This window comes from Rhodococcus sp. PvR099 (assembly GCF_017833315.1).
Taxonomy (GTDB): Bacteria; Actinomycetota; Actinomycetes; order Mycobacteriales; family Mycobacteriaceae; genus Rhodococcus_G; species Rhodococcus_G oryzae.
Map to the genome: position 1 here is coordinate 1,740,367 of NZ_JAFIBV010000001.1, position 19,378 is coordinate 1,759,744.

Here is a 19,378-nt window from a genome sequence, read left to right on the forward strand (position 1 = left end):
CGCGGCGCCTACTTCTTCGGCTTGTCCGCCACCGACTCGTTGGACAGCGCCGCCACGAAGGCCTCCTGCGGGACCTCGACACGACCGATGGTCTTCATCCGCTTCTTGCCCTCCTTCTGCTTCTCGAGCAGCTTGCGCTTACGGCTGATGTCGCCGCCGTAGCACTTGGCGAGCACGTCCTTGCGGATCGCGCGAATGTTCTCGCGCGCAATGATCTTCGCGCCGATCGCGGCCTGGATCGGCACCTCGAATTGCTGGCGCGGGATCAGCTCGCGCAGCTTGGTGGTCATCTTGTTGCCGTAGGCGAACGCGGCGTCCTTGTGCACGATCGCGCTGAACGCGTCGACCGCCTCGCCCTGCAGCAGGATGTCCACCTTCACCAGGGCGGCCTGCTGCTCGCCGGACTCCTCGTAGTCGAGGCTGGCGTAGCCCTTGGTGCGCGACTTCAGCGAGTCGAAGAAGTCGAACATGATCTCGCCCATCGGCAGCGTGTAGCGCAGCTCGACCCGGGTCTCGGAGAGGTAGTCCATGCCGCCGAGCTCGCCGCGACGGCTCTGGCACAGCTCCATGATCGGGCCGGTGTACTCGCTCGGCGCGATGACGGTGCACTTGGCCATCGGCTCGTACACCTCGCGCACCCGGCCCTCCGGCCAGTACGACGGGTTGGTGACCTCGTGCTCGGAGCCGTCCTCCATCACCACGCGGTAGACCACGTTGGGCGCCGTCGAGATGAGGTCGAGGCCGAACTCGCGCTCGAGCCGGTCCCGGGTGATCTCCATGTGCAGCAGCCCGAGGAACCCGCAGCGGAAACCGAACCCAAGGGCCACAGAGGTTTCCGGCTCGTACGCCAGCGCCGCGTCGTTGAGCCGCAGCTTGTCGAGCGCGTCGCGCAGCACCGGGTAGTCGGAGCCGTCCATCGGGTACAGGCCGGAGTACACCATCGGCTTGGGATCGCGATAGCCGACGAGCGGCTCGGTGGCGCCGTTGCGCGCGGCGGTGACGGTGTCGCCGACACGGGACTGGCGGACGTCCTTGACGCCGGTGATCAGGTAGCCCACCTCGCCGACACCGAGGCCGATGCTCGGCTTGGGCTCGGGCGAGATGATGCCGACCTCGAGCAGCTCGTGGGTGGTGCCGGTGGACATCATGGTGATCTTCTCGCGCGGGGTGATCCGCCCGTCCACCACGCGGACGTAGGTGACCACGCCGCGGTACGCGTCGTACACGGAGTCGAAGATCATCGCGCGCGCAGGGCCGTCCGCGTTCCCGACCGGAGCCGGGACCTTCTTGACGACCTCGTCGAGCAGTTCCTTGACGCCGACACCGGTCTTGCCCGAGACCCGCAGCACGTCGCCCGGCTCGCAGCCGGTGATGTGCGCGATCTCCTCGGCGTAGCGGTCGGGATCGGCCGCGGGCAGGTCGATCTTGTTGAGGACCGGGATGATGGTGAGGTCCTTCTCCATCGCCAGGTACAGGTTCGCCAGCGTCTGCGCCTCGATGCCCTGCGCGGCGTCCACCAGCAGCACGGCGCCCTCGCAGGCCTCCAGCGCGCGGGACACCTCGTAGGTGAAGTCGACGTGACCGGGCGTGTCGATCAGGTGCAGGACGATCTCTTCCTTGGTGCCGTCCTCGTTCTCGACAACCCAGGGCAGCCGCACGTTCTGCGCCTTGATGGTGATGCCGCGCTCGCGCTCGATGTCCATCCGGTCCAGGTACTGGGCGCGCATCTGCCGCGGATCGACCACTCCGGTGAGCTGCAGCATCCGGTCCGCGAGAGTCGACTTGCCGTGGTCGATGTGCGCGATGATGCAGAAGTTCCGGATCCGCGTGGGATCCGTGAACGTGGTCTCCGCAAAGTTGCTGGTCAAGCCCTTTTCCTCATCTCACTCACTCACTGAAGCTGCACCGGCCGGTGTGTCCGTCCCGCACTGGTCCCGCACCAGAACCATATCCATTGCGTCCCGCGCGCGATCGTCGTCGCCGGACCACAGGTGTGCGTAGACGTCTAGTGTGACAGCTGCCGATGCCCGGCCGAGATAGTGAGCCACCATCTTCGCCGATGCACCTGCCAAGAGCATTCCTTCGGGCCTGCGAATGCGAGATGATCGTGGTCAGAGTTCCTCGCCGTTGAGTGGTGCACTCAGCTATCCGATGCGTGCGGTCTGAGGGAGTGTGGTGGCGCATGGTCCATGAACAGGTCAGGTGCGCAGCGGTCACGAGTCCCCGATGGTGGGCGCAGCTTGTCGTGCTGATCGTCGCCACCTCGTGGCTGGCCGGGGGGTCGCCCGCCGCGGCGAGCCCCGATCGCTCGGCGCTCCAGAGCGGGACAGGCTCGTATCTCGATCACATCGACAGGACCGGCGGCCGGCAGTGGAACGTGTACGTCCACTCCGCGGCGATGGACAGGACGATCCAGTTGGAGGTGATCCGCCCGGCCGACACCTCCTCACCGCGACCGACGCTGTACCTGCTCAACGGCGCGGGCGGGGGTGAGGACGCGGCAACCTGGCAGGCGCAGTCCGACGCGGTCGCCTTCTTCGCGGACAAGAACGTCAACGTGGTCACTCCGGTCGGGGGGAAGTTCAGCTACTACACCGACTGGCAGCGGCCAGACCCGGCGCTCGGGGTGAACAAGTGGACCACCTTCCTCACCAGGGAACTCCCGCCGATCGTCGATGCGACGCTGGGCGCGAACGGGCGCAACGCAATTGCCGGGCTGTCCACGTCGGGCAGCGCGGTGTTGACGCTCGCGGAGATGGCGCCGTCCCTGTATCGGGGCGCTGCCGCATTCAGCGGCTGTGCGCACACGAGCGCTCCTCCGGGCCGCGCGTATGTGGAGCTGGTAGTTGGGGCCGGGGGTGGCGCCACGACGAACATGTGGGGTCCCTACACGGACCCCGATTGGGTGGCCAACGACGCGTATCTGCAGGCCGAGAGGCTGCGCGGGATCGCGTTGTACATCTCCAACCGGACCGGGTTACCGGGTCCACACGACACCCTCGACAATCCCCGGATCGGCGGCAACCCCATCGCATTGGGCGCCCAGGTTGCGGTGGGTGGCGTCATCGAAGCGGCCACCGATCAGTGCACCCGCCAGCTGGCCGACCGGCTCGCAGCGCTCGGGATCCCCGCCACCGTCGAACTCGGCGCACCGGGCAGTCACTCGTGGGGCTACTGGCAGGACGACCTGCATGCGTCCTGGCAGCTGTTGTCGGCCGCTCTCGGCGCATGACAACGCGCACAAGCATATTCAGCGCCCCTGCCGCGCAGTTGTGAAGCCGCGCAGTTGTGAAGTTGGATCCTCGGTTGGCATATCACCCCATGACGATGAGGTCGCCGACGATGTGTCGGTCAGTCTTCGAGTTCGTCGATGTCGTATTTGATGGCTGCGTCGCTGATCAGCAAGCCGAGCCCGAGCGCCGCGCTGCCGAGGGCGAGTCCGATGGTGAGGGCTAAGCCCACACCCAGACCCAGCGCGAGGGCGGTGCTGCCCAGACCCAAAAAGAGGCCGAGCATGATCTCTCCCAATCCTTGGATTGTTCCCGACATCGCCGGGAAATCCTGACGAGTCCATTCTCGTCCGGCAGCACCCGCTACAGAAGGACCCAGAGGTATCGAAATCGGATGGTGCAGCCCGTTGCGTGGATCCGATGCGGCCGATCGATGCCGATCCGCGCCGCGCAGATAGGTTGGACGCATGGCACGAAGCTGGACGCAGATCGGCAAGCAACTCGGGAGCATCGCGCTGCGCGAGGGCCCCCGCCTGTTCAAGGAGCTGCAACGCTCGGGAGTGTTGCCCGGCAAGGCCCGTGTCGAGCAGGCCCCGACGCCGAAGCCGCCCCTCAAGCCCGGACGACCGGTGTCCTCCACCGCGGTGCCGACCGCGCACCGCGCCCGCCGGGTCGAGTACTCCCCCGACCTCGACGGCCGGGCCGACCCGGGCGAGGTCGTGTGGACCTGGGTGACCTACGAGGAGGACGCACACCAGGGCAAGGACCGGCCGGTCCTGGTCGTCGGGCGCGACGGCGAGACCCTGCTCGGCCTGATGCTGTCCTCGAACGCCGATCGGGACGGCGACCGGAACTGGATGGGAGTCGGCGCCGGCTCCTGGGACAGCGCCGGCCGCCCGAGCTGGGTGCGCCTCGACCGGGTGCTCGACGTCCCCGAGGCCGGCATCCGCCGCGAGGGCGCCATCCTCGATCAGCGCCGGTTCGAGCAGGTCGCGACCCGCCTGCGGGCCGACTTCAGCTGGAGCTGAGGCACTTCCGGCCCGCCACCCTGATCAGTTGCCGGCGAACTCCACGTCGAGCCGCAGCCGGTGGGTGCCGTCCGCGTCGACGAGGAGCTCGCCGGTCCCGGTGATCCCCGCCAGGTCGCCGGTCCCGCTGGTGGGGACCACGACGAGCTGGTGGTGGCTGCGGTCGGCGCCGTCCGTGGTGGCCATGTGCGCGAAGTTGAAGGTGCCGCGGCGGTCGCCGATCGACCCCTCGAACGATTCCATCGCGAGGTAGGTGCCCACGCCGGTCTCCTGGGAGAACGCGGAGGTGAACTGGGTCCGCGAGGTGCCTTCGATGTCGCCGGTGAAGGTCTTGGTCATGTACGTGTACCCGACGTCGAGTCCGGTCTGGATCGGGGAGGTGTACTCGGTCGGTTCGAACGAGGTCACGGAGAAGGTGCTGTCTGCCTGCATGACATGCAGCGTAGGACGGTCCACCGACACCGCGCTTGAACAAACGCGACGCCGCGACACGGACGAAGGACCCCCGACGCTATCCGCGTCGGGGGTCCTTCGGATCGTGGGTTCGGGTCCCGCTAGATGTTGATCCGGTCGTATCGACCGAACACCCCGCGGTAGGCCAGCGCGCCGAGCGCGCCGCCGATCAGCGGGAACACGATGAACGCCCACAGCTGGCCGAGCGCGCCATCCTGGTAGGGCGCCACCGCGATGCTGCGGGCCGGGTTCACCGAGGTGTTGTCGATCGGGATCGACACCAGGTGGATCACCGCGAGGGTGAAGCCGATCGAGATGCCCGCCAGCGGCACGTCCGAGATCTGGTCGGTCGAGGCCATGACCACGAACACCAGCAGCGCGGTGAGGAGCACCTCGATCACGATCATCGCGGCGAGGCCGTACCCGTTCTCCAGCACCCCGATGCCCAGCGGACCCTTGATCGCCGACGGGCTGTGCGCACCCCACCCGTTCGCACCGAGCCCCGACGCGGCGCGGTTGTAGGAGGGCAGCGACTTGGCCACCGAGTAGAGGACGACGCCGGCGAGCACGCCGCCGAGAACCTGGGCGGCCACGTACAGGCCCGCCTTGGCCACGGATATGCGGCCGAGCAGGAAGTGCCCGAAGGTGACGGCCGGGTTCACGTGGCAGCCCGAGATGGGTCCGATCGAATACACGAGGAAGAGCAGGGTGAGGCCGAACGCCAGGGCGACGCCGAGGTTGCCGACCTTGTCGCCCGCGATCACCGCGGTGCCCACCGATGTGAACACCAAGACGAACGTGCCGATGCCCTCGGCGACGTACTTCTTGACGTCCGAGATCGGTTCCTTCTCAGATATTTCCTGTGCAGTCGGAGACATGTTCCACCTTCAGTGAAATAGGGTCATATGCAAGGACAAGATCATTTCGGGACGCTACGCGAGGCGGGTGATCTCCACAACAACATCGAGGTCTGTCGAGCCGCCGCCGGAGTAGATCCCCTTGAGCGGTGGGACATCGGCGTAATCCCTGCCCACGGCCACCGATACGTGCTGCTCGTTGACCTCGACGGCATTGGTCGGGTCATGCCCCCACCACTCCCCCGTCCAGGCCTCCACCCAGGCGTGGCTCTCGCCCTCCACGGTGTCCCCCAGTGCGGCGGAACGTTTCGGATGCAGGTAGCCGGACACGTAGCGACTGGGGATGCCCATGCTCCGCAGCAACAGCAGCGTCAGGTGCGCGTAGTCCTGGCACACCCCGGCCCGCTCGTCCCAGGCCTGCAACGCCGACGTGTGCACCCCCGTCGTGCCCGGCACGTAGGACATCTCCTCGTGCACCCAATTGGACGCCGCCACAACCGCTTCTGCGGGCCCGCACCCCTTGCGCAGGTCCCTGGCGACGGCAGCGAGCTTGCGACTTCCCGGCACATAGGCTGTGTCGCTGAGCAATTCACCGAACCTGTCGCGCAGATACGCACCCTCGAGCTGCGCCCACGTCACGGTCTCCGTGGGTGCGGCGAAGGGATCGGTCTCCACCACCGACGATCCCGAGACCTCCAGCGTGGTGTGCGGGGCGTGCAGGTCGAACGCGGTGACCGCGGTACCCCAGTAGTCGGTGTACCGGTACCACCTGGTCGCCGGGGCCGTCTCGACACGGTTGAGGATCACGTTCTGCCGATGATCGCTCCTCGGGGTGAGCCGGGCCTCGTTGTAGGAGGAGGTCACCGGCGCGTTGTACGCGAATCCGGTGGTGTGCACCACCCGCAGCCGCCAGCTCATAGCTCCCCCTCCAGCGTCGAGTCGCCGCTCCTGGCCCCCGCGTCGGTCCACGCCACCCACGGCGCGGAGTGGAAGTACTGCAACGCGATGGCCTCCCCCAGCTCGCGGCACGTCTCCTGCAGCGACACCAGCCTGGCCTGCAGGTCCTCCATCAGCACCCCCGGCGGCAGGAACTCCAGCTCGCTCCTGGCCCTGCCGAGCAACCTCTGGGCCTCGGCGCGCGAGCCGACCCGGCTGTGCGGCCGGTGGTCGAGTTCGTCGAGGCACTGCTCGGCCTGCCGGAGGGCGTGGAACACGGACCGCGGGAAGAGCCGGTCCAGGAGGATGAACTCGACCACTCGACGCGCATCGAGGGCGCCGCGGTAGGTCCGCAGGTAGGTGTCCTGGGCTCCCGCCGACCGCAGCACCGTCACCCAGGCGGGCGAGCTGGTACGGTCCCCCGCCCGCGAGAGCAGCAGCCGCACGATCATGTCCACCCGTTCGACGGACCGGCCGAGGAGCAGGAACCGGTAGCCGTCGTCGCGACTGAGGGTGGAATCCGCCAGCCCGGCGAACATCGCGGCGCGGCCCTCGACGTACCTGAAGAACTCGTGCGGGCCGAGACGCCGAGCGGCCTCCTCGCGCGCGGCGAGGCCGTTGTAGGTGGTGTTCAGGCACTCCCACATCTCGCTCGACGTCACCTCCCGTGCGCCCCTTGCATTCTCGCGGGCATGCGCAAGGGAGTCGACGATCGATCCACCCTGGTCGCGGCTGAACGCGACCAGGTCGGTGACCGACCACACGTCGAGCGCACCCTCCGGCGGCGAGATCCCCAGCACCCGCAGCAGCAGCCGCGAGGACCGGTCGGCGTCGACCGTGGAGTCCTCGAACAACTGGTGCACGGCGACATCGAGGATGCGGGCGGTGTCGTCGGCGCGCTCGACATAGCGCCCGATCCAGTACAGCGACTCGGCATTACGCGCCAGCATCGTCCCCCACCCCACCCTGCTGCTGTTGTTGCTGCTGTTGCTGTCCTGTGGACAGCTCCGGCCCCTGCTCGGTCTGCCCGGCCCGCGACGGTTCACCCACCAGCTCGGCGCCCGCCAGCTCGCGCTCCGCGTCCGAGGTCCGGCTCGCGAGCACCCAGGTGTCCTTGCTGCCGCCGCCCTGGCTGGAATTGACCACCAGCGACCCCTCCGGCAACGCGACCCTGGTCAGACCCCCGGGCAGGACCCAGACGTCCTCGCCGTCGTTCACCGCGAACGGCCGCAGGTCCACGTGGCGCGGCGCCAGCACGTCGCCGACCTTCGTCGGGACGGTCGAGAGCTGGACCACCGGCTGCGCGATCCAACCGCGCGGGTCGTCGCGGATCTTGCGCTTGATCGCCCGGAGCTCCTTCGGCGAGGCATCCGGGCCGAAGACGATCCCGTACCCGCCCGAGCCCTCGACCGGCTTGATCACCAGCTCGTCGACCCGATCGAGGACCTGCGCGCACTCGTCCTCGAGCCAGCACCGGTAGGTGTCCACGTTGGCCAGCAGCGGCTTCTCCCCGAGGTAGTACTCGATGATCGCGGGAACATAGGTGTAGACGAGCTTGTCGTCGCCGACACCGTTGCCGACGGCGCTGGAGATGACGACGTTCCCGGCGCGCGCGGCGTTCAGGAGCCCGGCGACGCCGAGCACCGAATCCGGCCGGAACTGCATCGGGTCCAGGTACTCGTCGTCGAGCCGGCGGTAGATCACGTCCACCTGACGCTCGCCCTCGGTGCTGCGCATGTAGACGACGTTGTCGCGGCAGAACAGGTCGCGCCCCTCCACCAGCTCCACGCCCATCTGCCGGGCCAGCAGGGAATGCTCGAAGTACGCCGAGTTCGCGACGCCAGGGGTGAGCACAACCACGGTCGGATCGGCCTCGTTCAACGCCGCCGCGTTGCGCAGGGCCCGCAGCAGGTGCGTCGCATAGTCGCCGACCGCCCGCACCCGGTGAGAGGAGAACAGGTCGGGGAAGACCCGCGCCATGGTCCGCCTGTTCTCCATCACATAGGACACCCCCGACGGCGAGCGGAGGTTGTCCTCGAGCACCCGGAAGGTCCCGTTCGCGTCGCGCACGAGGTCGATACCCGCCACGTGGATGCGCACCCCGTTCGGCGGCACGATCCCGAATGCCTCGCGGTGAAAGTGCTCACACGAGGTGATCAGCGACTTCGGGACCACCTCATCGCGCAGGATCGCCTGTTCGCCGTAGACATCGGCGAGGAACATCTCGAGCGCCTGCACCCGCTGCTTGATCCCCCGCTCCAGCCGGGACCACTCGGCCGCCGCGATCACCCGCGGCACCAGGTCCAGCGGGAACGGGCGCTCCTGGCCCGACAGCGAGAAGGTGATGCCCTGATCGATGAAGGCCCGGCCGAGCGCGTCGGCGCGGGCGGCGAGGTGAGCGGCGTCCGAGGGTGTCAGCGCTGCATGGATCCCACGGTAGGGCGCGCGGATCTTGCCGTCCCGGTCGAACATCTCGTCGTAGGCGAGCGCGTATCGTCCGATGTCGGCGTACCCGTCGAAGATGCGAGGCGGCCGCGATCCGCCCCGCTGCACAGGACCCGCCTCGGCCGCCACCTGCGGCATCGTCGATGATCGGAGATTCATCGGCCAATGGTGCTACAGCTCGCGGCGACCGGCAGCGCGAGCCGACAACGTCATAGTTCGCACCCCGCGATGCGCGTCGGTTTGGGTTCCAGGACCGGTCCCTGGTAATCTCGACCGTCGGCGCCCAAGTGCGCCCAAAGCTTCTTAGACAAGAAACCGAGCGAAAACGACAGGATTCTACGCGTGGCCAACATCAAGTCCCAGGTGAAGCGGATCGCTACCAACGAGCGCCAGCGACTGCGCAACCAGTCGGTGAAGTCCTCGCTGCGTACCGCGATCCGTTCCTTCCGTGAGGCTGCGTCCTCGGGCGACAAGGCGAAGGCCGACGAGCTCCTCCTGGTCGCGAGCCGCAAGCTCGACAAGGCAGCCAGCAAGGGCGTCATCCACGCCAACCAGGCTGCCAACAAGAAGTCGGCCCTCGCGCTGGCCGCCAACAAGCTCTGACATAAACCGTCTCGCAGAACCGCCCGGTCCATGACCGGGCGGTTTTTCGCGTTCCCGAATCAGGGCTTGGGGTGCTCACGGCCGTAGCCGGTCATCACTGCGATCCGGCCGCCGGGCGAGAGCACCCGGATCATCTCGTCGACGACGGTCATCGGCTCGGGGACGAGGTAGAGCGCGGCGTAGCAGCAGACGGCGTCGAACGTCCCGTCGTCGAACGGCAACCACCTTCGCCCGCTCGCCGCCCGCCGACAATCTGTTGGCGCCCATCGCAGCGGTCCAGACCGGACGCCAGACCCGCTCGTACACGGCGGCGACCAGTCGGTTGTTCATCGCGTGCTGAGCCGCCGTGGGTCGCGGCGAGCCCGCATCCGGGAGCAGATCGAGGTAGCCCGCCGTCGTCGGGCGCGGGGTTCACCTGTACAGCTCGGCGACGCGCCGCACCGCGAACTCCACGGCATAGTCCGGGTCCGCGGCCGCGCCCTTGACGTCGGCATTGAGCTGGGCGACGACGCCAAGGGCCTCACCGATGGACTCGGAGCCCCAGCCGCGCGCCTGCCCCTGCGCCTTCTTGATCTTCCAGGGCGGCATGCCCAGCTCCGACGCCATCCGGAACGGGTCGCCGCGGCCGGCGGAGCCCACCCGGGCGACGGTGTGCACGGCATCGGCGAGGGCGTCGGCGAGCAGCACGTGCGGGACGCCCCGCAGCATCGCCCACCGCAGCGCCTCCATCGCGCCGGTTCGGTCGCCCGACACCGCCAGCTCGGCGACATCGAAGCCCGAGACCTCGGCCTTGCCCGTGTAGTACTTCTGCACGGCGGCCGCGTCGATGAGTCCGCCGGTATCGGCGGCGAGCTGCGAGCAGGCCGCGGCCAGCTCGCGCAGATCAGACCCGACCGCGTCGATCACCGCCTGGATCACCTCCGGCGAGACCCGGACGCCCGCCGTGCGGAACTCGCCGCGCACGAAGTCGGCGCGCTCGCCCTGCTTGCTGAGCCTGGCGCATTCATGGACGACGGCGCCGGACTTCTGCAACGCCCCCACCATCGCCTTGGCGCGGCCGCCACCGGAATGCAGGATGACCAGGACGAATCCCTCGGGAGGCGCAGCCGCGGCGTCGAGGACCAGCGCGACCGCATCCTTTCCCGCCTCGGCGGCGGCCTCGAGCACGATCACCCGATCCTCGGCGAACAACGAGGGGCTGAGCAGCTCGGCGAATTCGGCGACGCTCACGTCACCCGCCCGGAGCCTGGTCACGGGCAGCTCCTCGGCGTTCGCCGAGCTGGCCCTGACCTCGGCGACGATGCCGGCGACCGCGCGATCGATCAGGAGTTCCTCGTCGCCGAGGACCAGGTGGAGCGGCGCGGGGGCTGGGGATGCGGGACTCACCCGAAGATCGTCCCACGATGCGCCGACACCGCGCGGAGGGAGCCGTACCGACGCACGCCGGGTCATCAGGGTCGTCCGACGGAGATCGCCCCGCCGCCGGATCTGCCCACCGCGACGTCGCCACCCCGGTCGGTCCGGGCGACGGTGGCGCCCATCTCCTGCAGGGCACGCAAGATGCCGGGGTTGGGGTGGCCGAAGGTGTTGCCCTGCCCGACCGAGACCACGACCAGGCTGGCCCCGACCGCCCGCAGGAACTCCTCGGTGGTGGTCCGCGAGCCGTGGTGCGGCAGCTTGAGAATGTCCGCGGCCACCGGCACCCGATCCCGCAGCAGGTCCCGCTGCCCCTCCGCCTCGACGTCCCCGGTGAGCAGGATCCGTCCCGCGATGGTGTCCACCGACAGCACCAGAGATTGTTCGTTCGCCATCTCCGCTCCCGCGGCCGGGCTGCGGGGCACCGGCAGCGTCGGCCCGAGGACCCGGAACGTCAGTGCCCCCAGCCGCAGCTGCTGCCCCGCCCTCGCCTCCCTGATCGCCACGCCGGAGGCCGCGGCCTGCGTGCTCACCTGGCGAAAACCCCTCTCCGGCTGGTGCATCGGGCCGAGCACCACGGCACCGACCCGGCGCCCCCGCAACACCCCGGGCAGGCCGTCGATGTGGTCGGCGTGCAGATGCGTCAGCACCACCGCCGCGACCGTCCGCACGCCCAGCCTGTCGAGGCAGCCGTCCACGAGTCGCGGTTCCGGACCGGCGTCTATCACCACCGCGGCGCCGTCCCCCGCGGCCAGCACCACCGCGTCGCCCTGCCCGACGTCGCAGGCCACCAACACCCAGTCCCGCAACGGCCAGCCCGGCCACAGGACTCGGGCAGGCACCCACACCAGCGCCAGCCCCAGCACCGCGGCCGCGAGCACCCGCCGCAGCCACCGAGATCGGATCGCGAGCAGCAGACCCGCCGCGATCCCCGCCATCACCGCGGCGCCGGCGAGCCCGGCGGGAACCGCGACCGTGGCGCCGGGCGCACCCGCGGCCCACTCGGCGACCCGCAGCAACCACCACAGCGGCGGCCCGGTCGCCCGCACGATCAGGCCGCCGAGCGGGAGCCACACCGCCGCACCCGCGGCCCCGATCGCGCCGATCACGGTGACCGGCGCGATCACCGGGGCCACCGCGACGTTGGCGGCGACCGCCACCGTGCTGAGCGTCCCGGACATCGCTGCGACGATCGGCACCGTCGCGACGTACGCGGCGGTGGCCACCGCCACCGCCTCGGCCAGCGCCCGCGGCCAGCCCCGCGCCCGCAGCCACCGCGTCCACCCGGGCGCCAGCAGCACCAGCGCCGCGGTCGCCGCGACGGACAGGGCGAACCCGAAATCGACGGCCAGCGTGGGAAACAGGGCCAGCAGCACGATCACGGCCGCCCCGAGCGCGGGCATCGCCTGTTTGCGCCTGCCGGTCATCAGGGCGAGCAGCCCGATCGAGCCCATCACCGCGGCCCGGAGCACGCTCGGCGACGGCCGGGCCAGGATCACGAAGGCCGCCAACGCCGCCGCCGCCAGCACCGCCGACGTGCGCGGACCCAGAGCCAACGCCCGCATGAGCAGCAGGACGGCGCCGATCAGGATCGAGATGTTCGCCCCGGAGACCGCGGTCAGGTGGGACAGCCCGGCAGCGGTGAAGTCGTCCCGCACCGCGCCAGGCAGCCCGGAGGTGTCCCCCACCACCAGCCCCGGCAACAGCCCGGCCGCCTCGGACGGCAACGCCGATCGCGCGGCCGCGGCGAAGCGGTCCCGGACCGCGCCCGCCGCCCGCTGCGTCCGCGGCGCCGGTTCGACCCGAAGCGGCGCCCCCGTCACGCGGATCGTCGCCACCGTGAGGTCGCGGCGGATCGGGCGGCTCACCTTGCCCCGCAGGCTCACCCGCAGCCCGGGCAGCAGCTCCTGCCAGCCGTCGGCGGGCGCGAAGACCACCACGGAACCGCCGACGGCGTATCCGCCCGCCCCCGGACCCCGCGCGTCGATCGATCGAAGCGACGCCCGGACCATCACCGTGTCGCCTGCCGGGGAGCGAACGCGCCGCGGGTCGTCCACCGGCACGACGGTGAGGCTCACGTGCCCTCCCCGCGAGGCGACCGCGGTCAGCGGGTGCTCGGCAACCGCCCGCTCGCGGGCCGCGACGGCGACCGCGAAGCCGGCTCCGATCAGCAGCGCCGCGATCAGCACGCCCGCCAAGGCTCGGCGGGTGCCCGCGACCGCGACGACCACGGCGGTCGCCGCCGCGGCCAGCGCTCCGACCGCCGTCCACAGCGCGGCCCGCCATCCCAGCTCGATCCCGACCAGCGTTGCGCCCCAGCACATTCCCGCCGACGGCAGCAGCCGGAGGTCGAGCACTCGCCCGTCGGGGACCGGGGCACCTGACATCGTCATCTACACGGTCACCAGCGCGCGCAGCTTCTCCAGCCGGGCAGGCCCGATCCCGTCCACCTCGCCGAGCTGTTCGATGTCGGTGAACCGCCCGTTGGCCTGCCGCCACGCGGCGATGGCCGCCGCCGTGACCGGGCCCACCCCCGGCAGTCCGTCCAGCTCCGCCTCGGACGCCGTGTTGAGGTTCACCCGGCCTGGCGCCGCCGGGTCGGGCGGACGGGCCGGGCCCGCAGCGGCCGGGCCCGCCCCGATGGTGGCGCTGCCCACCGCGACGGGCGCCCCGTCGCGGGGCGCCAGCCCCACCAGGATCTGGTCCCCGTCGTTGAGCCGCTGCGCCAGGTTCAGCCCCAGCAGGTCGGCGCCTTCCCTGGCCCCGCCCGCCGCCGCCAGCGCGTCCGCGATCCGGGCCCCCGCAGGCAGGTGCACCAGGCCCGCGGTCCGTACCAGTCCGACGACGCTGATCACCAGCTCGGCGGGCGGTGACGCGGCCACCGGATCCGCGGGCGCCGGTGCGGGCGTTGGTGCGTCCCCTGGCTGACCAGGGGAGTCGGTGGACACGACGGTCACCGGTTGGACCGCCTGCGCCACGGGCCGGTCCCGCCAGGCGAACACCACCCCGATCACCGCCGCGACGAGCGCGACCGCCGCCAACGCCACCACTCCGCGGCGGCCGGGCGCCAGCCGCGAGCGCGCCGGGGCCGCCTGGTCGGTCAGCCACTCGGGAGCGCGCAGACCCGGATCGCCGTCACCGGGGTCCGGCCCGGATTCCGCCTGATCAACGCGGTCCCACGACGGGGCGGGCTTGTCGACCCGGCCCCCGGCAGCGATCGCCTCGAGTCGTTGCCTGATCCGGTCCCGGGTCTCGTCGGTGCTGCGCATGACAGCGACGCTAGGACCGCGATCCGCCCGGATCGGGCGAGCAGACCCCGAGTTCGAGCCTGCTGTGGATCAGTTCTCGGGCTGGGGATGAAACCAACCGCAGGGCTAAACTTCTCAATCAACGTGACAGTGCCAGGAGGTACCGAAGCCCAGGGGGCCGACCGACCGAGTGGAGGACTGACGTGAGCACGCATCGTGGCATCGTCTGGCGTGCAGGAATCGCGGTGGTCGCCGGCGCCGCGTTGGCGCTGTTGTCGGCTTGCGACGGCGACGGCGGCGTGCAGGGCGCTCAGTCCAGCAGCCCCACCCCGGGAACACCGATGGCGCGGTTGGAACAGGCGCCTGCGCTGCCAGGGGCGCAGCCCATCTCGCCGAGTGACCGGGTCTACACCGGGGACCAGACCTCGAACACGGTGACGGTGATCAACCCCGCGGCCGACGAGGTCCTGGGGACGATAGCGCTCGGGGCACAGCGGCTCGGCGACATCCTGGGTCCGCAATACCTGCGCAATGTCGACGTGCACGGTCTCGGATTCTCCCGGGACGGCCAATTCCTCGACGCGGTCAGCGTCACGTCCAACACCGTCACCGTGATCCGCACGGCCGACAACAGCATCGTGTCGCAGACCACCGTTGGCCGTTCCTCCCATGAGGGATTCTTCAGCCCGGACGGCCACACCGTCTGGGTCGCGGACCGGGCACTGTCCCAGCTCGACATCGTGGATGCGTTACAGGGCGGGGTCATCGGACAGATCAGCACGGAGTCGGGCCCGTCGAAGGTGTTGTTCAGCCCCGACGGGAGTCGTGCCTACGTCAACCACTCACGCGCGGCGACGATCGACGTCATCGACGTCGCCTCGCGTGAAGTCGTGCAGCAAATCGCAGGGCTCACCGACCCCTTCTCCTCCGACATGGCCCTCTCACCCGACGGCAAGGAGCTGTGGGCCGCGCACAAGAAGGCCGGCAAGGTCAGCGTCATCGACCTGACCACCGGCGCTGTCAGCGCGGTCCTCGATTCCGGGCCGAACACCAACCACCCGGGATTCGTGACCACACCTGAAGCGGAGCTCGTCTACCTCACCGTGGGTGGTACCGACGAAACCAAGATCTACCAGCGTCACCCTGATGGGCCACCCACCCAGGTCGGGTCCATTCCGTCCTCCGGTGTCGAACCGCACGGCATCTGGCCCAGCCCCGACAACACCCGTGTCTACGTCGTCAACGAGGGCTCTGACAGCGTCGACGTCATCGACACCGCCACCCGCGCGATCGCCACGACCCTGCGGACGGGACAGGAAGGTCAGGCGGTGGTGTACGTCGCCGGCGCGGTGCCCGATGGGCCGGGGACGGCCAACCTGACCCGGCAAGGCCTGAACCTTCCGGTCCAGAGCGTCACCTCGGCTCTGGTGGGTCCGGGCTCGAGCGCTCTCATCGTGCGGGCCGTCGACGGTGTGGACATGGTGCAGTTCTCTGGACGCGGGATGACCGCCGACACCCGCTACACCGTGTACGCCACACATGCAGGTCTGCAGAACCCACTGATGTCGTTCACCACCGACCAGAACGGAGACAAGCCGCAGGCGCTGGCCTTCGTCCAGTTCTTCGGCGTCTACGACATCAACTCGGTCATCGTCAGACCCAGTGACGGCTGAACGGGACCATGAGGGGCAACGCTGTGAGTCAGTTCTCGGGCTGGGGATGAGTGCTCTCGCCCTGGCCGGCGGGCTCCGCCGTCATGTTCTCGGCGTCCGCTCCGCCGGGGCAGACCAGCACACCGATGGCACCGGGGCCGACGTGCGTGCCGATCACCGCGCCGATCTCCGAGACCACCATCTCGCTGATCGACGGGATCCGTTCCCGAAGCGCCTCCGCGACCTCCTCGGCCCGCTCCGGCGCCTGCAGGTGGTGCACGGCCACCGCGGCGGGGCCGTGCCCCGCATAGTCGGCCGCGCTCTCGATGATCTTGGCGAGCGCCTTGGTCGCGGTGCGTGTCTTCTCCTTGAGCACCAGCTTGCCGTCCACCATGTGCAGCACCGGCTTCATGGCCAGCGCGGTGCCGAGCAACGCCGCGGCGGTGCCGATCCGGCCGCCCCTGCGCAGGTGATCGAGCCGGTCGACCATGATCAGCAGCCGGCCACGGTTCGCGACGTCCACGGCGCGTTCATAGACCGCCCGCAGGTCGCCCCCCGCCTTCGCCACCCGGGCTGCAGCCAACGCCGGGTAGCCCAATCCCATTGCCGTGGACTGCGAATCGACGATGCGCACGCTGCCGCCGAATCCCTCCGCGGCCTGCCGTCCGGCTTCCCAGGTGCCGGAGAGCTGGCGCGAGATGTGCACGGCGAGCACGCCGTCGCCCGCGCTCTCGTCCAGTGCCCGCGAATACGCCTCGGTCAGCTCGCCCGGCGAGGCCCCGGACGTGGTGATCGTGGCGCCCTGCGGGAGCGGTTGAGGCATCTCGTCGACACCCTCCCGCACATCGCTGCCGCCGACGAGGACATGCAGGGGCACGACGCGAATCCCGTACCGCTGCGCCACTTCGGGAGCGATACAGGCCGAGGAATCGGTGACGACGACGACGGGCACAGCGTTACCGTATGCCCTCCAGCGGTTCCCGGCCGGGAACCGCCGCGCGGATCGCGCTCAGCATGGCCGCGGCGACCCGCTCGTGCCCCTCCCAGCCCCAGTGGATGCCATCGGGATTGCCGTGCTCCGAGAAGACGTTCTCGCGGACTGCCTCGGCGAGGTCGACCAGCGGCACGTTCTTCTCCGCACCCCACTGCTCGAGCGCGCGGACCGCGCCGGGCCGACCCGAATGCACCTTGCCGTAGGCCTCGCAGTCGTGGACGGACGGCAGGGTGCCGATCACCGGGAGCTCGGGTCGCATGTATTCCAATGCGTTCCTTGCACTCTCGAGATACTCGACGCTCAGTTTCGGGGGCAGCGCGACCGGCCAGCCGAGCGGCGACAGCCGCGGCTGCAGCCAGCCGTAGGCGGACCGCACCACGCGCCGCAGCGCGGGCGGCCGCACGTAGCGGATCTGCTCACGCAGCGCGGTGGGCAGCGGCGAGGGCAGCGAATCCATGCCGCCGACGGCGAAGACAACGGCCCCGGCGCGCGGCACGGTGGCCCACACCCGCGGGTCCTGGATCAGCGCCCAGTAGGCATCGCGGCTGGTCCAGCCGATTCGGGCGACCAGTTCGACGTCCCAACCGAGCTCGGCGGCAACGATGTTCGGCCAGATCCGCGGATGGTCGGCGGGCAGCCCGCCCTTCGGCCCGAAGTAGGACAGCGAATCGGCCAGCACCAACAGGACGGGGCGGCCGGGTTCGACGGGCGGTTCGACCGCGAGCTCAGAGGACATCGCTGGCCACCGTCGCCGAGGCGTTCCACACGTCCAGGCGCCAGCTCGGCGCGTCCGGGTCCCCGTGGCCACTCAGCTGCACCCAGCTGGTGTTGCCCAGGCCTCCGAACACCGCCCACCGGTCGACGGGCAGATCCAGCAGCGCGGCCGTGAGAGCGGCGATCAGCCCGCCGTGCGCCACCAGCACGATCGGTTCGTCGCCCCAGCTCTCCTGCCGGGCAACCAGTTCGGTCACGACCGGTGTCGCGCGCCTGGCCACGTCGATCCGGCTCTCGCCGCCGGGCGGGGCCCACCGGGCGTCGGCGCGCCAGGCCAGCCGGGCACCCGGGTCACGCTCGTCGACCTGGGTGTGGGTCAGCCCCTGCCACTGGCCGAGATGGGTCTCGCGCAGCCGCTCGTCGAGTCCGATCTCGAGGCCGGCGTGCTCGCCCAACGCGGTGGCCGTGTCGCGGGCCCGCCGCAGGTCAGAGGAGACGATCGCGATCGGACGCCGCTCGGCCAGCACCCTGGCCGCCGACTTCGCCTGGACCCGGCCGAGTTCCGAGAGATCGGTGTCGAGCTGACCCTGCATCCGGTCGCCCGCGTTGTACTCGGTCTGGCCGTGCCGGAGCAGGATCAAGCGCCGGACGGTCGGGCCGGTGGTGGGGCTTTCGGTCACTGAGCGGACTCCGGGTAGTCGGGGGACTCCACGGCCTCGTCCGCGGGGGTGCCTGCGATCTTCGACCGCGGCTCGATGCCGTCGACCGGGACGACCGGGCAGTCCTTCCACAGCCGCTCGAGCGCGTAGAAGTTCCGCTCCTCGTCGTGCTGGACATGGACGACCATGTCGACATAGTCGAGCAGCGCCCAGCGACCCTCGCGGGTGCCCTCCTTACGGACCGGCTTGTGACCGGCCTCGCGCAGCTTCTCCTCGACGTTGTCGACGATGGCGTTGACCTGACGCTCGTTCGCCGCTGACGCGATGACGAAGCAGTCGGTGATGACGAGCTGCTCGGAGACGTCGAGCACCACCACATCGCTCGCCAGTTTCTCGTCTGCTGCCAGCGCCGCGATTCGCGACATTTCAAGGGCTTCGGCGGATGCGCTCACTACGTGTTCTCCCGGTTCTGCGGATGGGTACTGATCTTGTGCGGTGCCGGTTGCGACACGGTGACGGCGCCGTCGAGGCGCTCGGAATCGTGCGGTCGGTACAGATTGCGTTTCGAGATGTACTGCACGACGCCGTCCGGCACGAGGTACCAGACGGGACGGTTTTCGGCGGCCCGGAGCCGGCACTCGGTCGAGGAGATCGCCAGGGCGGGGACCTCGATCAGTGTGACCGCGTCCTCCGGCAGGCCCTCGAGGTGTTCGGCCAGGTGCCCGACGCCGAGCTCGAAGCCCGGGCGGCTCACGCCGACGAACTTCGCGAGTTCGAACAGTTCCTCCCAGTCCTGCCAGGACAGGATGCTCTCCAGCGCGTCCGCGCCGGTGATGAAGAACAGTTCGGCATCGGGATGCTGGCGGTGCAGATCGCGGAGGGTGTCCACGGTGTAGGTGGCCTTCTCGCGGTCCACGTCCACCCGGCTGACCGAGAAGCTCGGGTTCGAGGCCGTCGCGATCACGGTCATCAGGTAGCGGTCCTCGGCCGGGCTGACGGTGCGCGCGGCCTTCTGCCACGGCTGCCCGGTCGGCACGAAGATCACCTCGTCGAGCGCGAACCGGTCCGCGACCTCGCTGGCCGCGACCAGGTGGCCGTGGTGGATCGGGTCGAAGGTGCCGCCCATCACCCCGAGGCGACGCG

Annotated in this window: 19 protein-coding genes and 1 pseudogene; 4 read left to right on the top strand and 16 right to left on the bottom strand. The window is 70.0% G+C overall.

Translation table 11 applies throughout. The features are described from left to right. Positions 1-8: 8 nt before the first annotated feature. Complete coding sequence (gene lepA / locus JOE46_RS07940) at positions 9-1,868, bottom strand: translation elongation factor 4 (RefSeq protein ID WP_209926785.1); 1,860 nt, start codon at positions 1,866-1,868, stop codon at positions 9-11. A 314-nt stretch (positions 1,869-2,182) separates the two neighbouring features. Here lepA and JOE46_RS07945 point away from each other — a divergent pair, with 314 nt between their 5' ends. After that, positions 2,183-3,232 (top strand): alpha/beta hydrolase family protein, encoded by a 1,050-nt coding sequence (locus tag JOE46_RS07945; RefSeq protein ID WP_097211389.1) that lies wholly within the window; start codon positions 2,183-2,185, stop codon positions 3,230-3,232. A 119-nt stretch (positions 3,233-3,351) separates the two neighbouring features. Here the strand turns inward: JOE46_RS07945 and JOE46_RS07950 are convergent, their stop codons facing one another. Beyond that, complete coding sequence (locus JOE46_RS07950) at positions 3,352-3,699, bottom strand: hypothetical protein (RefSeq protein ID WP_143548430.1); 348 nt, start codon at positions 3,697-3,699, stop codon at positions 3,352-3,354. Here JOE46_RS07950 and JOE46_RS07955 point away from each other — a divergent pair. Continuing rightward, positions 3,698-4,258, top strand: a complete 561-nt coding sequence (locus JOE46_RS07955) for a type II toxin-antitoxin system PemK/MazF family toxin (RefSeq protein ID WP_097211390.1) — start codon at positions 3,698-3,700, stop codon at positions 4,256-4,258. The two genes, JOE46_RS07950 and JOE46_RS07955, sit on opposite strands and share 2 nt — an antisense overlap. A gap of 24 nt (positions 4,259-4,282) precedes the next feature. Here the strand turns inward: JOE46_RS07955 and JOE46_RS07960 are convergent, their stop codons facing one another. The 5 genes from JOE46_RS07960 to JOE46_RS07980 all read right to left on the bottom strand — a co-directional run bounded on the left by JOE46_RS07960 (position 4,283) and on the right by JOE46_RS07980 (position 9,087). After that, positions 4,283-4,690: a DUF3224 domain-containing protein gene (locus JOE46_RS07960; protein ID WP_097211391.1), complete on the bottom strand. Its 408-nt coding sequence runs from the start codon at positions 4,688-4,690 to the stop codon at positions 4,283-4,285. Between the two features lie 122 nt (positions 4,691-4,812). Next, a complete protein-coding gene (locus JOE46_RS07965; protein ID WP_209926786.1) occupies positions 4,813-5,589 on the bottom strand; it encodes an aquaporin in 777 nt (258 codons plus the stop codon). Positions 5,590-5,643: 54 nt separating this feature from the next. Next, positions 5,644-6,486, bottom strand: coding sequence for a transglutaminase family protein (locus tag JOE46_RS07970; RefSeq protein ID WP_209926788.1), 843 nt, complete (start codon positions 6,484-6,486; stop codon positions 5,644-5,646). Continuing rightward, positions 6,483-7,454 carry an alpha-E domain-containing protein gene (locus tag JOE46_RS07975; RefSeq protein ID WP_209926790.1) on the bottom strand — a complete coding sequence of 324 codons (972 nt, stop codon included), beginning with the start codon at positions 7,452-7,454 and terminating at the stop codon, positions 6,483-6,485. The genes JOE46_RS07970 and JOE46_RS07975 overlap by 4 nt, the downstream gene beginning before the upstream one ends. Next, positions 7,441-9,087 (bottom strand): circularly permuted type 2 ATP-grasp protein, encoded by a 1,647-nt coding sequence (locus JOE46_RS07980; RefSeq protein ID WP_209929004.1) that lies wholly within the window; start codon positions 9,085-9,087, stop codon positions 7,441-7,443. The genes JOE46_RS07975 and JOE46_RS07980 overlap by 14 nt, the downstream gene beginning before the upstream one ends. Positions 9,088-9,291: 204 nt before the next feature. Here JOE46_RS07980 and rpsT point away from each other — a divergent pair, with 204 nt between their 5' ends. Further along, positions 9,292-9,552: a 30S ribosomal protein S20 gene (gene rpsT, locus JOE46_RS07985; RefSeq protein ID WP_027499933.1), complete on the top strand. Its 261-nt coding sequence runs from the start codon at positions 9,292-9,294 to the stop codon at positions 9,550-9,552. A gap of 77 nt (positions 9,553-9,629) precedes the next feature. Here rpsT and JOE46_RS26925 read toward each other — a convergent pair. The 4 genes and pseudogenes from JOE46_RS26925 to JOE46_RS08005 form a co-directional block, all read right to left on the bottom strand. Continuing rightward, a pseudogene (locus tag JOE46_RS26925) lies at positions 9,630-9,951 on the bottom strand (methyltransferase domain-containing protein); the annotation flags it as partial. A 12-nt stretch (positions 9,952-9,963) separates the two neighbouring features. Continuing rightward, positions 9,964-10,938, bottom strand: coding sequence for a DNA polymerase III subunit delta (holA, locus tag JOE46_RS07995; protein ID WP_257017420.1), 975 nt, complete (start codon positions 10,936-10,938; stop codon positions 9,964-9,966). Positions 10,939-11,003: 65 nt separating this feature from the next. Beyond that, entirely contained in the window at positions 11,004-13,361 is a 2,358-nt protein-coding gene (locus tag JOE46_RS08000) for a ComEC/Rec2 family competence protein (protein ID WP_245220976.1), read from the bottom strand. Then, positions 13,362-14,237: a ComEA family DNA-binding protein gene (locus JOE46_RS08005; protein WP_209926792.1), complete on the bottom strand. Its 876-nt coding sequence runs from the start codon at positions 14,235-14,237 to the stop codon at positions 13,362-13,364. It lies immediately after the preceding gene. Positions 14,238-14,419: 182 nt separating this feature from the next. On the opposite strand from JOE46_RS08005, the gene JOE46_RS08010 reads away from it, so the two are divergent. After that, positions 14,420-15,889 (top strand): YncE family protein, encoded by a 1,470-nt coding sequence (locus JOE46_RS08010; protein ID WP_209926793.1) that lies wholly within the window; start codon positions 14,420-14,422, stop codon positions 15,887-15,889. Between the two features lie 28 nt (positions 15,890-15,917). Here the strand turns inward: JOE46_RS08010 and JOE46_RS08015 are convergent, their stop codons facing one another. From JOE46_RS08015 to nadD, 5 genes are read right to left on the bottom strand one after another with little or no spacing between them, the layout of a single operon-like run. Next, complete coding sequence (locus JOE46_RS08015; RefSeq protein ID WP_209926795.1) at positions 15,918-16,820, bottom strand: DegV family protein; 903 nt, start codon at positions 16,818-16,820, stop codon at positions 15,918-15,920. Positions 16,821-16,824: 4 nt separating this feature from the next. Beyond that, the gene (octT, locus tag JOE46_RS08020) at positions 16,825-17,598 is read right to left on the bottom strand and encodes a diglucosylglycerate octanoyltransferase (RefSeq protein WP_077042071.1); all 774 of its coding nucleotides are present in this window, start codon (positions 17,596-17,598) and stop codon (positions 16,825-16,827) included. Next, the gene (locus tag JOE46_RS08025) at positions 17,588-18,256 is read right to left on the bottom strand and encodes a histidine phosphatase family protein (RefSeq protein ID WP_097211399.1); all 669 of its coding nucleotides are present in this window, start codon (positions 18,254-18,256) and stop codon (positions 17,588-17,590) included. The genes octT and JOE46_RS08025 overlap by 11 nt, the downstream gene beginning before the upstream one ends. Next, positions 18,253-18,687: a ribosome silencing factor gene (gene rsfS / locus JOE46_RS08030; protein WP_097211400.1), complete on the bottom strand. Its 435-nt coding sequence runs from the start codon at positions 18,685-18,687 to the stop codon at positions 18,253-18,255. The genes JOE46_RS08025 and rsfS overlap by 4 nt, the downstream gene beginning before the upstream one ends. Continuing rightward, complete coding sequence (nadD, locus tag JOE46_RS08035) at positions 18,687-19,361, bottom strand: nicotinate-nucleotide adenylyltransferase (RefSeq protein WP_027499922.1); 675 nt, start codon at positions 19,359-19,361, stop codon at positions 18,687-18,689. The genes rsfS and nadD overlap by 1 nt, the downstream gene beginning before the upstream one ends. Positions 19,362-19,378: the final 17 nt, after the last annotated feature.